Raw genomic sequence first — 14,815 nt, forward strand, 5'->3', positions numbered from 1 at the left:
GGGCGTCTCCTTCTGGGCTGCACTTGAGCAGGCGCCGCCTGAATGCAACTTGAACGGATAGACCGCTGAGCCGTCCTGCCCGTTGGGGGCGGATTGTAATCGACGCCGAATGTTATAATATAACAGGCATGACTTTCCCCAGCCCCAAGCACGATCACCGCTCCTGCACGCGCAGTATCGTGGCCCATGCTGAACAGGTGTGCGCCGAAACCGGTGCCCGCCTGACGGAACAGCGCCGCGATGTGCTGGTCTGTGTAGCAGAAAGCCATCAGGCCGTGGGGGCCTATGACATCATCGAGCGCATGGCCGTCCACGGGCCGCGGCCTGCCCCGATCACGGTCTACCGGGCGCTGGAATTCCTGCAGGGCCAGAACCTCGTGCACAAGATTGAAAGCCGCAACGCCTTCGTGGCCTGCGCCGAACGCCACGACGGTTCGCCCGCAGCCTTGCTCATCTGCGAAGGCTGCGGAAATGTCTCCGAGGTGCTCGACCGCGATGCCGCGTCGGGTCTCATCGCGGCCGCCCACAGCCAGGGCTTCACCGTGAAGCATTCCGTTGTCGAACTGTCGGGCCTCTGTGCCCATTGCGGCGTGGTGGCGTGATGCTGAAGGTGAACAACGCGCTGGTTGCTGCCCATGACGTGACGCTGAAGGCCGGCGGGCGTGTCATTCTCGACCATGTGAATCTCGCCGTGCGGCCGGGCGAAATCGTCACAATCATTGGCCCCAACGGGGCTGGCAAATCCACGCTGGTGAAGGTGCTGCTCGGCCTCACCGCAGCGACCGCGGGCCGGGTGGAGATGGTACCGGGCCTCCGGATCGGTTACGTGCCGCAGCGATTTCCGCTGGCGATGAACGTGCCCCTCTCGGTTCGCCGGCTCATGACCTTGACGCTCTCCGCCCCCGAACTCGAAATCGGCGCGGCACTGGGCGAAACCGGCGTTGCCCATTTGATCGACGCGCGTGTCACGGATCTGTCGGGCGGTGAATTGCAGCGCGTGCTGCTGGCCCGTGCCCTCTTGCGCAGGCCACAGCTGCTGGTGCTGGACGAACCGGTGCAGGCGGTGGATTTCCACGGCGAAGTCAAACTGTATGAACTGATCTCCGCCATCCGCAAATCCCATGGCTGCGGCATCCTCATGGTAAGTCACGATCTGCACATGGTGATGGCGGAGAGCGACCACGTGATCTGCCTCAATGCCCACGTCTGCTGCGAGGGCGGCCCCACGGCCGTGCAGAAGGACCCGGAATTCGCCAAACTTTTCGGCCCCGCCGCAGCGCGCATGATCGCTGCCTACACCCACGATCACGACCATGATCACGAAAGCCATGGCGGACATGGCCATGACCATCACCACCATGGGCACAAGCACTGATGCTCGATATTCTTTTTGAACCGTTTTTCCGCCGCGCACTTCTCGCAGGTCTCGCCGTGGCGCTGGTTGCAGGCCCCATCGGCTGCTTCATCGTCTGGCGGCGCATGGCCTATTTCGGCGAGACTCTGGCCCACGCCGGACTGCTGGGGGCGGGGCTTGGACTACTCTTTAATGTCAACATCGCAATCACGGCGGTCGTCGTTGCCATGATCCTCGCCCTCATCCTCATCGCGCTGCGGCGGCAACAGCAACTCGCCGTCGACACGATCCTCGGCATTCTCTCGCACACAGCCTTGGCGCTGGGTGTGGTGGTAATCGGGCTGGTGACGGGCGCTGTCACGGGGCATCTCGACATCCTGTTCGGTGACGTGCTCACCGTCTCCAGCCGCGACGTCTGGACAGTCTGGATCGTCGCCGCTGCCGCGCTCCTCCTGCTGGCGACCCTGTGGCGCCGGATGATCGCCATCTCTGTGCATGAAGACCTCGCCCGCGCGGAAGGCATCAACGTGCAGCTGGTGGAGCTGCTGTTCACGCTGCTCATCGCCTTCGTCGTCGCCATCTCCATGAAGATCGTGGGGCTGTTGCTGATCACGGCGCTCACCGTCATTCCTGCAGCGGCAGCGCGGCGCCTGTCGGCAACGCCAGAGAGCATGGCGGTGTTGAGCGTCGTCCTCGCCGCAGCCGCCGTGCTGGCGGGACTGTTCATGTCCGCCGCCTGGGGCACTGTCGCAGGTCCGTCGATTGTCCTGTCCGCCGGACTTCTCTTTGTCTTGACCTTGCCGCTCGGACAACGCAGTTAGCGGCGGAAAAGGGAGCGCAATGAACTTCTCAGCAACGCATCCGCGCCGGGCCTCGGTGGGCGTCATGGTTGGAAATGTCACGGTGGGCGGCGGCCATCCCGTCGTCGTGCAATCCATGACCAACACGGACACCGCCGATGCCGAGGGCACGGCCCGGCAGGTGGCGGAACTTGCCCGCGCAGGGTCCGAACTCGTGCGCATCACGGTGGACCGCGAAGAGTCGGCCGCCGCCGTGCCCCGCATCCGCGACCGTCTTGTACAAATGGGCATGAGCGTGCCGCTGGTCGGCGATTTCCACTACAACGGCCACCTCCTGTTGTCGCAGTTCCCCGCCTGCGCGGAAGCCCTCGACAAGTACCGCATCAATCCCGGCAACGTCGGCTTCAAGGAGAAGCAGGACCGCAACTTTGCGCAGATGATCGAGATCGCCATCCGCCACGGCAAGCCCGTACGGATCGGCGTCAACTGGGGCTCGCTCGACCAGTCGCTGCTGACGAAGCTGATGGACGAGAACCATGCCTCGCCGCGGCCGGTGGAAGCGCGCAGCGTGATGCACGAGGCCGTGGTGCAATCTGGTCTTCTCTCCGCCGCCCGCGCCGAGGATCTGGGCCTCGCCCGCAACAGGATCATCATTTCCGCCAAGTGTTCGGAGGTGCAGGACTTGATCGCCGTCTATCGCCTGTTGGCCGCGCGCAGCGACCACGCCCTCCATCTCGGACTGACCGAGGCGGGCATGGGGTCGAAAGGCATTGTCGCATCGACCGCGGCCCTCGCGGTGCTGTTGCAGGAGGGGATCGGCGATACGATCCGCATTTCCCTCACACCCGAACCCGGCGGCGACCGCACGCGTGAAGTGATCGTGGCGCAGGAAATCCTGCAGACCATGGGCCTGCGCGCCTTCGCACCCATGGTGATCGCCTGTCCGGGATGTGGCCGTACCACGTCGACCGTGTTCCAGGAACTGGCGCAGGACATTCAGAATCATGTGCGCAGCCGCATGCCGGAATGGCGGGCGCAGTATCCGGGCTTTGAAACGCTTCAACTTGCCGTGATGGGTTGCATCGTCAACGGCCCCGGTGAATCGAAACACGCCGACATCGGCATCTCGCTTCCCGGCACGGGTGAATTGCCGGCGGCACCCGTCTACGTCGATGGCCAGAAGGTGAAGACGCTGCGCGGTGAAAACATCGCGACGCAGTTCAAGGACATCGTCGAGACCTATGTGCGCGAGCGCTGGGGCAGGGGCGGGCGTTCGGCGCACCATGGCTGAAGCCGTCAGCGTCAAGAAGTTCCTCGCCGAGTCCGATCAGAACCTGCGCATCGGCGACATCATCCTCTCGCGCAGTCCGACGTTTCTGAGCTGGGCCATTCGCTGGGCCACGGGCAGCGCCTTCAGTCACGCCGCTTTGGTGTTCCTCGTGGCGCATCCCGATGAAGGTTTCTCAAGCAGCTTCCTGGTGGAGAGCGTGCGCGAAGGCGTAGGGCTCGCCAACATCCGTGACTACATCGCAGGCCGCCATCCGCACGCCGAAATCGTCGTGCTGCGGCTGGAGGGTGAGCAGTTTACCGAGAGCTACTTCAAGAAGGTGCGTGGCCTGATGCTGGACCACGTGAAGTCAGGCTATGACTTCGGCCGCGTGATGCGCATGGGCCTCTCCGCGCTCTTCAGCTTGCGGCTCGGCTGGTTCACCATCAGCAAGGGCCAGCAGAAATCCATGGAACATGCGGTGACGATGACGCGCCGCCGCCTGCACAAATGGGTGCCGCCCCAGTTCATCTGCTCGGGCTTCATCCAGTACGGCCTCGCCAAGGCAGCCGAGATGCAGGGCATCACCGCGAACGTGATGCTGAAGGACGGACTGTCACCGGATGACCGCGATGGCATCCTCGCCGTGACCCCGGAAGACGTGGCCCGCTCGCCCCGTCTCACATGGCGCTTCGCCATCCGCCGGGGCTATGTCTATCCGGTGAAGAACTACGACGAAGCGCTGACGCGGATATCGCAATAGGCAAGAACAGCCCGGGGTTCGTGGCCTCGCGAACCCCGGTGCAGGCGTCAGGCGGCGGCCATCATCGGATCGGCACGCACGATGACCGTGGTGGCGACGGGATAGAATTCTTCGCCCGGCATGCCGACGCGGCGCGCATGGTCACGGATCGCTTCACCATCGACGGCTTCATAGATGCAGAACGTGCCGATGCGGCCATCGGGTTCCTGCACGACATAACTGCGAATCCAGCGGACCTTGTCCGGCATGTCTTCGTTGCCGATGCGGGCGGATTTCGCGCCGGCAATTTCCAATTCTGGGATGTTCTTCCAGGCGCTGGGCCGGCGAATGACGTAGAGCTGCATGATGTGAAACCTTTGATTGCGGCGTGATTGCCGTGACCATCACCTAGGTTTTCACCCCATCAAAGTCCTTACCGCCGACTTATCTTTTCCCTATATTCCCCCGCGGGGCGAGCTTCCGGAGACCAACGATGTTGCATCGTTTTGGCGACTTTACGGTGGACGAGGACCGCCGCGAATTGCGCTTGGGCAATGAAGCCCTCGCAGTTCAGCCGAAGATTTTTGATTTGCTGGTGATGCTTTTGGTGAACGCGGGCCGCGTCATCCCAAAGGCTGAACTGCTGGAGAAAGTGTGGCCCGGCGTCTTTGTGTCGGAAGCCTCGCTCCAACGCGCCGTCAGCCTTCTGCGGACGGAACTGAAAAAGGGCGGGCTTGACCGCGCTCTCAAGAACTACTCGGGACGGGGCTACCGCCTCGCCATCGACCAGCCGGAACTGGATGAGTTCTGGCCCAAGCCCGTGGAGGCGGGCAGCTCCACTGAAAATCTCCAGAGCCTCGCCAATGCACGGAAGTGGTCCGAGATCGTCAGTCTCCTCGGCAAGAGGGCCATGGACAGTCTGTCGGCGGAGGAACTTGAACTCTACGCCTATGCGGAAGAATGCCTTGGGCGCGCCGTTGCGGGTGAACCTTTCCTGCGCCGCCTGATCGAAATTTCAGAGGCGGCCGGCGATGTGGAAACACTGTCCCGCACGGCGGTTTCTCTCTCGCGCATTCATTTTGAGCGCGGCGCGCGTGCTGTCTCGCGAGGATGGCTTGCACAGGTGCCTGCGGGTGAACTCGACAAGATGCCATCCGTAAAGGCCTCCTTCCTGTGGATGCAGTCGCGGCTCAGCGCCTCCGACGGTTCGCCGCAGGAGGCGCGAGACCGCCCATCGGGCAGCAGAGGCAAGCGGGCACAAGGCATTGCGGGCCGTGACCTTGGCCTACCTCGGTTTCTTCAATATCTCGCTCGGCCATATTCGTCAGGGCCTTGAGCAACAGGATCACGCAGCGGCACTCGCCATGTCGACGGCGGTGGACCCTGTGTCGGGCGGTCTGGTCTATTGCAGCGTGCTGTGGTCGTGCCGCTCGTCGGGTGATTGGGCACGCGCCCTGCAATGGATCGGCGGTTACGAAACCTGGTGCGAAGGCAACTTTGCCTCTGTCAGTGCGGCGTGTCAGTTGCACCGTGCCGAAATTGACGGTGTGCAGGGCACTCTCCCGGACGCGCTGACGAAAATTCAGAAGCTGATCGAGATGTCCGGGAGCGAACCCTGGGCGCGCCACGACGGGTATCGCGTGCGCGGTGACATCCATGCCGCCTTGGGCGACGAGACCGCAGCACGCCGCGACTATCAGACCGCCTATGAAATGGGCGGAGATGCGGAACCGGGACACGCCATCCTTCTGGCGGACGCAGGCGATACCGATGGCGCCATCTCGGCCCTTGACCGCGTGCTGGTGAACACCGATTGGTACGCCCTGCAACGCCGCGCCATCCTGCTCGGCTACAAGGCCCGCATCTGTGCCGCCGCAGGCCGCGGGCAGGAGGCGCGGGCCGTCATTGATGAAATGCGCGCGCAGTATGAGACATGGCCCAGCAAGGCGGTGCATGCGCTTGTGCTCGAGGCGGAAGCACTCCTTCTGGCACAGGGCGAAGACGGCATGGCCAAGGCGATCCAGCTGCTCCATCTGGCGCGGCAATTGTGGACGAGTGCGGAAGCGGAATATCAGGCGGCGCGTGTGCGGATTCTGCTCTCTCGCATGATGCAGCAACAGGGCGATTCCGCCGGAGCCCAGGTGGAAGCCCGCTGTGCGGAGACGGCAGCGGGAAAGATTGGCGCCGCAAGGCTTCTGGATGAGGCAGCCGGACTTGTTGTGCCGCTCGGCGGAGAGCGGGAAGCGGCCGCTATTTCTTTCGCGAAATGACGAAACGCGCCGTGTCGCGCAGCAGCCGGGCCTTGTCGCCGTAGGGCGCGAGCACGGCAACGGCGGCATCGGCAAGCCGTGCCGCCTCTGCCTTTGCGCCGCCGAGGCCGAGGAAATCGACAAAGGTCGCCTTGCCACGGCCCTTGTCCTTGCCCGTGGCCTTGCCCAGCGTGGCCGTATCCGACTCCACATCCAGAATGTCGTCGGCCACCTGGAAAGCCAGCCCGATATGATCCGCGTACTGACGAAGCGGGCCACGTTCCGCGCCCGCCATGATGGCGCCCGACTCGCAGGCAAAGCGGAACAGGGCCCCTGTCTTCATGCCCTGCATGGCGGCAATGGCCGAATAGGATTCAAAGCCACCCGCTTCAGCCGCGATATCGTTCATCTGCCCGCCCACCATGCCAGCCTCGCCGGAAGCACGCGCCAGTTCGAGGACGAGGTTGCTGCGGATCGCAGCGTCGCCATGGGTCGCGCCCTCCGCCAGAATTTCGAAGGCAAAGGTCAGCAGTCCGTCGCCCGCCAGGATCGCGGTGGCCTCATCGAACTTGCGGTGCGTCGTCGGCTGTCCCCGCCGAAGGTCGTCATCGTCCATGGCCGGAAGATCGTCATGCACGAGGGAGTAGCAGTGCACGCATTCCAGGGCGGCAGCGACGCGCAGCGCTTGCGCAGGCCGCTGGTCGAACAGCCCGGCGGATTGCATGACCAGGAACGGCCTCAGCCGCTTGCCCTGGCCAAGGCTCGCATAGCGCATGGCCGCCCGCAGCCGGTCTCCGGAACGGGGCGGCAGCAGCCGCTCGAGTTCGGTTTCAATGGCCTGTGCCGTTTCCGCCAGCGCGGTTTCAAAGGTCGGGTGCTGCTCTTGTGCCACGTGTGCAATTCCGCAATATGAGTTCCCATACGCAGATGGCACCGAAATCTCAACAGAAGGCCGTGGGCAAACCGCAGGAAACGCTGCCATGGGCACCGCGCAAGCGGCGGGCGGGGGCGCTGCCCGAGGGCGAATCTGCCGCTCCGGCGCGGGCCGACGCTTCGCCCGCGGGACGATTCCAGCGTCTGCGTGACTTCTGGGCCGCGCGCACACTCTGGCAACGCCGGGTGCTCACGGTGCTGGGCGTGATGGTCGCCTGGCCCTTCGTGATGACGCTGGTCTACGGCGTGGTGCCGCCACCCATCTCGAACCTCATGGTGCTGCGCCTGTTCAGCGGCAATGGAATCACCAAGGACTGGGTGAGCCTCGACGACATGGCGCCCGCCCTCGCGGCCTCCGTCATCACCTCGGAGGATGCGCGCTTCTGCTCGCATCACGGCGTGGACTGGATCGAGTTTCAGGGCGTGGTCGAGGATGCCTTTGACGACGACGAAGGCCCCATCCGTGGCGCTTCCACCATTTCCATGCAGACGGCCAAGAACCTGTTCCTGTGGGACGGGCGTGGACCGCTGGGGGCGATCCGCAAGGGGCTGGAAATGCCTGTCGCCCTGTGGATGGATGCGGTGTGGACCAAGCGCCGGATGATCGAGGTCTATCTCAACATCGTGGAGTGGGCACCGGGCGTCTATGGTGCCGAAGCCGCGAGTCAGCATCACTTCAAGAAGTCCGTGAGCAAACTCACCCGGCGCGAGGCCGCGTTACTGGCGGCCGTCCTGCCCAATCCGATCAAGCGCAAGGCCGGAAAACCGTCGCGGCGCGTGAAGGTCATCGCCAGCGTCATCGAAAGGCGGGCCCGCATCATGGGGCCATACCTCACTTGCCTCCAGCGCAAGAAATGGCTATAGACCCCCCAGATTTCGCGCCCCAACTGGGGCGATTCCATTTTCAGAAGAGATTTCAGAGGTTTAGATCATGGCTGTTCCACGCAAAAAGATGACCAAGAGCCGTATCGGCATGCGCCGCTCGGGCCACAAGATGCCGACGGTGACGGTGATCGAGGACAAGACCTCGGGCGAACTGCGCCGTCCGCACCACATCGATCTCAAGTCGGGCACCTACAACGGCCGCCAGGTGTTGGCCGCCAAGTCTGACACCTGATCGATCAGGACATTCCTTTGCAAAGGCCGGGCGCTTCGCCCGGCCTTTTGCTTTTGTCGGAGCCTCCCTCTGGCTCCCCTGAGCCATTAACCAATCCTGTCGTGTTGGCGGGCATATTGCAGGTTCATGGTCATGTTGACGCCATCAGCCTCAGCCTTCTCGGATGCCGCATGGATGCGTGCCGTTCTGGCACATGTCCCGCGCGCTGCCGTGGTGGTGAACGAGCCCGAGGCCCGGTTTCATCTGTTGGCGGCACGGCGATCGCGTGTGCCAGTTCCTCATCTGCAATCGCTCACTGCCGCGTTGACGCCGTCGCCCTTGCCCTCTGTGGCAGGCACGCCCGGCGAAACGGAAGCCGCAGCCTTTCTCAATCGTCTCGACATGCCGCTGGTGCTGCGCGGCGTGACGCTGGACAATCCGGTGACGGCCGCGCTCATCAAGGGAGCGTCGCATGTCCGTGTGCTCAAGTCCTGGCACCGCGCCGCACTTGATCTGAACGGCGACTTCGACACCTGGCTCAACCAGAACTTCGATCACAAGCGCCGCAAGGAACTGAAGCGGCTGAAAGCGCGCCTTGCGGAGCAGGGAACGCTGACGCTGGAGGAACTGACGCCGGGCGGCGATCTTGCCTCCCACATCAAGGCCTTCCTGGAGGTTGAAGCCTCCGGCTGGAAAGGCCGGCGCGGCACCGCGATACTCAACAGCGCCACCACGGCGCAGGGGCTTGCTGCCGGTCTCGCGGCGATGTTCGTGCAGGGCAAAGTGCGCTTCTGGACAATGTATCTCGATCGAAAGCCGGTGGCCTCGCTCTTTGCTCTCGTCAACAACGGCGAGGCCGTACTGGGCAAGATCGGCTACGATCAGGCCTTCGCGAAATTCTCGCCCGGCGTGCTGGTGATCATCGAAGCCACACGCGCACTCTTTGCCGAACCCGGCCTGCGGCTTGCGGATTCCAATGCCATTCCCGGACACCCCATGATCGACCGCATTTGGCGGGACCGCATCCCTTGTGCCGACATGGTCATCGCGGGCTCATCGGTGAGCGCCACGGCCTTTGCACTGGTGTCACGTTACCATGGCACGAAAGATGCAATGCGCATGGCAGCTAAACGAATTTACCTCAGCGTAAGCGGACGGAGAGCGTCATGACCCTTGTGACCATCGACAGCGCCCTGGCCAAGGCCAGGTTCCTGAAGGAAGCCTTCACACTTAAGCATTCCCTCGTGGGCCATCCGCTCTTCACCTTGCCACGGCTTGTGGAACTGGCGAAGTCCATGCCTGGCGACCGCATCGAATACAATTCAGGCAAGCTGGCTGTGGCCGTGAAGCTGGAAGACGTGCCGCGCATCGACAAGACGCCGGAAGAGGTGATCCGTTCGATCGAGGTGGACAACGCCTGGATGGTGTTGAAGCGGGTTGAGTCCCATCCGGCCTACCGCTCGATTCTCGAAACCTTCGTGCGCGAGGCAAATCTCGCCGCTGGCCGCGACGCCGGCGAGTTCGAGGATGTCCAGGGCTTCATTTTCATCTCGTCCGCCAACGCCACGACGCCGTTCCACATTGATGCGGAAGAGAACATCCTGATCCAGCTTCACGGCGACAAGTTCGTGCGCACCTTCGACAATGGCGACCGCGCCCTGGTGGCGGAAGAGGAAATGGAACTTTCGCCCAGCAAGCACCGCTACCTCGGTTACGAAGACTGGTTCGAGTCACGCGCCACGCTGCACAGCCTGAAACCCGGCGATGCGCTGCACATGCCCTACATGGTCCCGCACTGGGTCTCGACGGGATCGAGCTATTCGATCTCCATGGCGATGACGTGGAAGACGCCGGAAGTCGTGCGTCTCAACAAGATCCGCACCATGAATGGCACGTTGCGCCGCTTCGGCCTTGCCCAGCGTCCGCCCGGCGCGTCGCCGGCCTTCGACGCCGCCAAGGTGGCGATGCACGATGCCATGCGCGGCGTTGTTGAACCCCTCCGCAAGTCGGAGACGATGCGCAACCTTCTGCGCGGCGCAGTCTACGGCAGGCAGGCAAACTACTTCCTGCGCGGCAAGACCGGGCACGGCGCCTGAATTCCCGCAGCCGCCTGAAACGCAAAACCCCGCCCGGGCGAACCGGACGGGGCGAAAACTTGTAACGTGCCACCGGCGCGCCGTGGGCAATCAGCCGAGAACCTTCTCCGCCGGAACGTAGGCATAGCCGAGGTCATCGGCCACGGCCTTGTATGTCACCTTGCCGCCGGCCACGTTCAGGCCGTTGCGGAGATGGGCATCGTCCGACAGCGCCTTCTTCCAGCCCTTGTTGGCAATGGCGAGGCCGAAGGGCAGCGTCACGTTGTTGAGGGCATAGGTCGAGGTGCGCGCAACGCCACCCGGCATGTTCGCTACACAATAGTGGATCACGCCATCGACCTCGTAGGTCGGATTGGCGTGGGTCGTGGCCTTGGAGGTTTCGGCACAGCCGCCTTGGTCGATGGCAACGTCCACGAGGACGGAACCCTTCTTCCAGCCCGGCAGCATCTTCTTTGTGACGAGCTTGGGTGCCGCAGCACCGGGAATGAGCACGCCACCGATGACGAGATCGGCATCAGCGCATTCGTCCTCCACAGCGCCCTGCGTGGAATAGAGCGTCTTCAACTGCGTGCCGAAGCGCGCCACCAGTTCTTCCATGCGGTCAGTGGATTTCTCCAGGATGGTGACATCCGCGCCGAGCCCGAGGGCCATGGCGGCCGCGTTGGTGCCGACGACGCCACCGCCGAGGATCACCACCTTGGCAGGGGCAACGCCGGGAACGCCGCCCAGCAGCACGCCACGTCCGCCCTGCGCCTTCTCCAGGCAATGGGCACCTGACTGCACCGACATGCGTCCTGCCACCTGGCTCATGGGCGCGAGCAAGGGCAGGCCGCCGCGTGCGCTGGTCACGGTCTCGTAGGCGATGCAGATGGCACCCGAATTGACGAGGTCCTTGGTCTGCTCCGGATCGGGGGCGAGATGGAGGTAGGTGTAGAGGATCTGGCCTTCGCGCAGCATCTTGCGCTCACCGGCCTGCGGTTCCTTCACCTTCACGATCATGTCGGCCTTGCCGAAGATTTCGTCCGCCGACGGAATGATCTTGGCACCTGCCTTTTCGTAGTCGGCATCGCTTGCGCCAATGCCTTCGCCGGCATGGCTCTGCACCCACACGCTGTGGCCGCTGCGCACGGCCTCACGCACCGAGATGGGCGTCATGCCCACGCGGTATTCGTGATTCTTGATTTCCTTTGGTACGCCGATCAGCATTCTTGGTTTCCTCCGTCCTAGAAGCTGCGGAGATTAGGCGAGAACCGCCGCAATGTTTTCCCGAAGCGCGGAGCCGGGTGCGCACACGCTGGCAAATTATTCCGTCGCATGTTAGATAAACGGAATGAAATTCCATGATTTGGACAAATCAGACAAAATCATCCTGAAAGTGCTGCAGTCGCAGGCGCAGGTTCCCCTGTCGGAGATGGCAGCCAAGGCTGGCTTGTCACCCTCGACCTGCCATCGCCGCATCAAGGCGATGGAAGAGGCGGGGCTGATCCTCGGTTACAGCGCGCAGCTCAACCGCAAGCACCTCGGCTACGCCAACGAATTTTTCGTGGAAGTGTCGCTCGCCGCGCAAACGGAAGAAGCCTTCGAGAAGTTCGAGAAGGCAGTAGCACGCGTTCCTGAAATCCTGGAATGCCACCTGATGAGCGGACAGTTCGACTATCTGCTGCGTGTCATTGCCCGCGATGCCGAGGATTACGAACGGGTCCATCGCACGCGGCTGGCGCGATTGCCCGGCCTGCAGCGCATCCAGTCGTCACTGGCCTTGCGAACGGTCAAGGCCGGCGGCGGCTTGCCGGTGGAGTGAACCGGGGCCGCACGCCGTCCTGGACGCGCCAGAAGGAAGAGGATCAGAAGCGGTAGGTGAGAACCGAACGGACCTGCTGGATGTTGGTCGCCGAATCCAGCGTGAAGCCGCCACCCGAGAAGATGTTGACGTCGCCGAGGTTGGTGTAGCGGTATTCCGACTTCCACGAGACGTTGTCGGTGAGCATCACTTCGACACCGGCGCCTGCCGTCAGACCGCCTTCATCGAAATCATACGAGGCGCTGAAGATGCCCGGGATATCGAGGTCGCCGTTGAACCAGGTGTGCGTGTAGCCCGCGATGCCGTACCACAGCACATCCGGGCTGGAGAGCACGCCGGCCCGCAGCAGCGCGCTGGCACTGTGCGTCGCTTCCAGTTCATAAGACAGGGAGCCGCCGAAGGCAGCGGCGTCCAAATCCGTGCTGGCGGTCGAGAGCGAGTAATCGCCCTGGATACCTGCCACGAAGCGGTCACCCACGAGAATGTCGTAACCGACTTCCGCGGTGCCGAAGAAACCTTCCCCACCGATGCCGGAAAGCTCCGCGCCGAAGCCCGGGCCCGCGCTCGCCTCGAGCACGTGGTTGATCATGCTGTAGCCGCCACCGATGCCGACGCGCAGGCCGTTCCAGCGCTCTTCGCTGCCGTCGAAGTCAGCGCCCATCACGCCCGGGCGGTACGACAACACGGCCCGCGCCGTATGCACATTGGCATTCTCGTCGATCGACAGGAAACCCGGGATGGTGAAGATGTTCGCATCTTCGTTCATCGTGTAACGATATTCGAGCTTGAGTGTGGTGTTGTTGGCGATGGCGCTTTCGATGCCGCCACCCAGGGTGAGGCCATCCGTGTCATAGTCATAGGAGGCGCCGAACACAGGCGCGCCATTGTTGTCGGCAACGCCGAGATCGCCGTTCCACCACGTGTGCGTCCAGCCGATAAGGCTGTACATCAAGGTATTGTCGTTGATGAGATGGCCGCCACGGATGATGGCGCTGATCGCATGGGTGGCTTCGAGTTCATAGTCGGCAGAACCAAGACCGCCGATGAAGCCGTTGATGTCCGTGCTGATGCCGCTGTAGGTGTAATCCACCTGCGCACCGAGGACGAAGTTGGAGCCCACGTTCAGGTCATAGCCGGCTTCCAGTGTTGCGAGGCCACCTTCGCCACCAAAGCCGCTGAAATCCAGTGTGCCCAGCCCCTGAGCGTCGATATCGATTTCGTGGTTGACCATGCCGTAGCCAACGCCCGCACCCACATGCCAACCGGTCCAGTCTGATACTGGCTGCTGAATGTCCGCAGCGATTGCAGAGGTGGCAAGAGCGCTGCTGAAGAGCGCAATGGTTGCAATACGGCGGGCGGTCGTCATGATGAATGCTCCTGTCGCCCCCGACGCGGCCATTATTGCTTACTGAAAAATGAATCCAATGGGTTTCCGGTTGAATCAGCATAAAGGTGACTCGATTGCGCCCGATTGTTGCCGCAAAGCCACGCACCACAGTGCTGAAATCATGCTTTGAGTTGCATTTTCTTGATCGACTCTCTCAGAGGTGGCTGGCCTTGCCGGTCGCGCCACAGCATCCAGATTCCGGCGCTCACGACGATGGCGGCGCCCAGCCATGTGTAGGAATCAGGGAAGTCGCCAAAGAACAGCACGCCGTTGGTGACCGCCCACAGCAGCGCGGTGTACTCGAACGGCGCGACAAAATTCGCCTCGGCATTGCGGTAGGCAAGAATGAAACCCGCCGAAGCGAGCGCACTCAGCACACCCATGATGATGAGCAGCACAAACTGTTGCGCATCCGGCCATACCCAGGGCCGCAGCAGGAAGGCCAGTGACTTGTCTTCAATCGCCATGCCTGAAAAAGCCGGCGCGATGAGGCCGATCAGGCAGGCGACGGCAAAATAGGTGACGTTCTGCCAATTGGCGATGACGGCGGATTCAACGCGCAACGACAGATGACGTCCGATCATCTGGCCGATCGCATAACCGACTGCCGACCAGAGGGCGTATATTGCGGCGGGCTGGAAGGCATCCGATCCCGGCCGCACCATGATGAGAACGCCCGCAAACCCGATGGTGATGGCAAACCAGCGGTAGGGTAGAACCTTTTCCCCCAGTGTCCATCCCGCGAGAGCGGCCACCACAAACGGCATGGTGAAATAGATCGAGACGGACGTGGCGATCGGCAGTGCTGCTATCGACAGCACGAAGCCGAAATAGGCCGTACACAGAATAATCGAGCGCAGGAACAAGAGCGGCAGCATGCGCGCCGGAAACAGGTTTGAGGCCGCACCCGACCACAACAGCCAGCCGAACAGCAGCGGCAGTGACGCAACCGTCCTGAAGATCACGGCTTCATAGGCCGGCAGGTCGTGGCTTACGCCCTTGACGATGGCATCCTGTGCCGAAGCAAGCCCCACCGAGCCCACGGCGAAGAGGGCGGCTTTCAAGCGGTTTTGCACAACGGACGCGACAG

Annotated in this window: 17 protein-coding genes; 12 read left to right on the forward strand and 5 right to left on the reverse strand. The window is 62.9% G+C overall.

What is annotated here, in order from left to right:
- Positions 1 to 128: 128 nt before the first annotated feature.
- The 5 genes from IPM06_11800 to IPM06_11820 are packed head-to-tail and all read left to right on the forward strand — an operon-like array spanning position 129 to position 4,184.
- Positions 129 to 602, forward strand: coding sequence for a transcriptional repressor (locus IPM06_11800; protein MBK8771103.1), 474 nt, complete (start codon positions 129 to 131; stop codon positions 600 to 602).
- Positions 602 to 1,375, forward strand: coding sequence for an ATP-binding cassette domain-containing protein (locus IPM06_11805; GenBank protein ID MBK8771104.1), 774 nt, complete (start codon positions 602 to 604; stop codon positions 1,373 to 1,375). Before IPM06_11800 ends, IPM06_11805 begins: the two co-directional genes overlap by 1 nt.
- Complete coding sequence (locus tag IPM06_11810) at positions 1,375 to 2,175, forward strand: metal ABC transporter permease (GenBank protein ID MBK8771105.1); 801 nt, start codon at positions 1,375 to 1,377, stop codon at positions 2,173 to 2,175. The genes IPM06_11805 and IPM06_11810 overlap by 1 nt, the downstream gene beginning before the upstream one ends.
- Positions 2,176 to 2,194: 19 nt before the next feature.
- On the forward strand, positions 2,195 to 3,445 hold the full coding sequence (gene ispG / locus IPM06_11815; protein ID MBK8771106.1) for a flavodoxin-dependent (E)-4-hydroxy-3-methylbut-2-enyl-diphosphate synthase: 1,251 nt from the start codon (positions 2,195 to 2,197) through the stop codon (positions 3,443 to 3,445).
- On the forward strand, positions 3,438 to 4,184 hold the full coding sequence (locus IPM06_11820) for a hypothetical protein (GenBank protein ID MBK8771107.1): 747 nt from the start codon (positions 3,438 to 3,440) through the stop codon (positions 4,182 to 4,184). Before ispG ends, IPM06_11820 begins: the two co-directional genes overlap by 8 nt.
- A 47-nt stretch (positions 4,185 to 4,231) precedes the next feature.
- Here IPM06_11820 and IPM06_11825 read toward each other — a convergent pair whose 3' ends face one another.
- Positions 4,232 to 4,528, reverse strand: a complete 297-nt coding sequence (locus IPM06_11825) for a DUF4242 domain-containing protein (protein ID MBK8771108.1) — start codon at positions 4,526 to 4,528, stop codon at positions 4,232 to 4,234.
- A gap of 128 nt (positions 4,529 to 4,656) precedes the next feature.
- Here IPM06_11825 and IPM06_11830 point away from each other — a divergent pair, with 128 nt between their 5' ends.
- Entirely contained in the window at positions 4,657 to 5,499 is an 843-nt protein-coding gene (locus tag IPM06_11830; protein ID MBK8771109.1) for a winged helix-turn-helix domain-containing protein, read from the forward strand.
- Positions 5,438 to 6,433 (forward strand): hypothetical protein, encoded by a 996-nt coding sequence (locus IPM06_11835; protein ID MBK8771110.1) that lies wholly within the window; start codon positions 5,438 to 5,440, stop codon positions 6,431 to 6,433. The genes IPM06_11830 and IPM06_11835 overlap by 62 nt, the downstream gene beginning before the upstream one ends.
- Here the strand turns inward: IPM06_11835 and IPM06_11840 are convergent.
- Positions 6,414 to 7,394: a polyprenyl synthetase family protein gene (locus IPM06_11840; GenBank protein MBK8771111.1), complete on the reverse strand. Its 981-nt coding sequence runs from the start codon at positions 7,392 to 7,394 to the stop codon at positions 6,414 to 6,416. The two genes, IPM06_11835 and IPM06_11840, sit on opposite strands and share 20 nt — an antisense overlap.
- On the opposite strand from IPM06_11840, the gene mtgA reads away from it, so the two are divergent.
- From mtgA to IPM06_11860, 4 genes are all read left to right on the forward strand, one after another.
- Positions 7,340 to 8,209 (forward strand): monofunctional biosynthetic peptidoglycan transglycosylase, encoded by an 870-nt coding sequence (mtgA, locus tag IPM06_11845; protein ID MBK8771112.1) that lies wholly within the window; start codon positions 7,340 to 7,342, stop codon positions 8,207 to 8,209. The two genes, IPM06_11840 and mtgA, sit on opposite strands and share 55 nt — an antisense overlap.
- Positions 8,210 to 8,276: 67 nt before the next feature.
- Complete coding sequence (locus IPM06_11850) at positions 8,277 to 8,462, forward strand: 50S ribosomal protein L32 (protein ID MBK8771113.1); 186 nt, start codon at positions 8,277 to 8,279, stop codon at positions 8,460 to 8,462.
- Positions 8,463 to 8,594: 132 nt separating this feature from the next.
- Complete coding sequence (locus IPM06_11855; protein MBK8771114.1) at positions 8,595 to 9,611, forward strand: GNAT family N-acetyltransferase; 1,017 nt, start codon at positions 8,595 to 8,597, stop codon at positions 9,609 to 9,611.
- On the forward strand, positions 9,608 to 10,537 hold the full coding sequence (locus tag IPM06_11860) for a cupin-like domain-containing protein (GenBank protein MBK8771115.1): 930 nt from the start codon (positions 9,608 to 9,610) through the stop codon (positions 10,535 to 10,537). Before IPM06_11855 ends, IPM06_11860 begins: the two co-directional genes overlap by 4 nt.
- A 90-nt stretch (positions 10,538 to 10,627) precedes the next feature.
- On the opposite strand, the gene ald is transcribed toward IPM06_11860, so the two are convergent.
- On the reverse strand, positions 10,628 to 11,743 hold the full coding sequence (gene ald / locus IPM06_11865; protein MBK8771116.1) for an alanine dehydrogenase: 1,116 nt from the start codon (positions 11,741 to 11,743) through the stop codon (positions 10,628 to 10,630).
- A gap of 124 nt (positions 11,744 to 11,867) precedes the next feature.
- On the opposite strand from ald, the gene IPM06_11870 reads away from it, so the two are divergent.
- On the forward strand, positions 11,868 to 12,338 hold the full coding sequence (locus tag IPM06_11870; GenBank protein MBK8771117.1) for an Lrp/AsnC family transcriptional regulator: 471 nt from the start codon (positions 11,868 to 11,870) through the stop codon (positions 12,336 to 12,338).
- Positions 12,339 to 12,381: 43 nt separating this feature from the next.
- Here IPM06_11870 and IPM06_11875 read toward each other — a convergent pair whose 3' ends face one another.
- Together IPM06_11875 and IPM06_11880 are read right to left on the reverse strand one after the other, a co-directional pair.
- The gene (locus tag IPM06_11875; GenBank protein MBK8771118.1) at positions 12,382 to 13,704 is read right to left on the reverse strand and encodes an outer membrane beta-barrel protein; all 1,323 of its coding nucleotides are present in this window, start codon (positions 13,702 to 13,704) and stop codon (positions 12,382 to 12,384) included.
- A gap of 140 nt (positions 13,705 to 13,844) precedes the next feature.
- Positions 13,845 to 14,789 carry a DMT family transporter gene (locus tag IPM06_11880; protein ID MBK8771119.1) on the reverse strand — a complete coding sequence of 315 codons (945 nt, stop codon included), beginning with the start codon at positions 14,787 to 14,789 and terminating at the stop codon, positions 13,845 to 13,847.
- Between the last annotated feature and the right edge of the window lie 26 nt (positions 14,790 to 14,815).

Source organism: Hyphomicrobiales bacterium (assembly GCA_016710435.1).
Classification (GTDB): Bacteria; Pseudomonadota; Alphaproteobacteria; order Rhizobiales; family Aestuariivirgaceae; genus Aestuariivirga.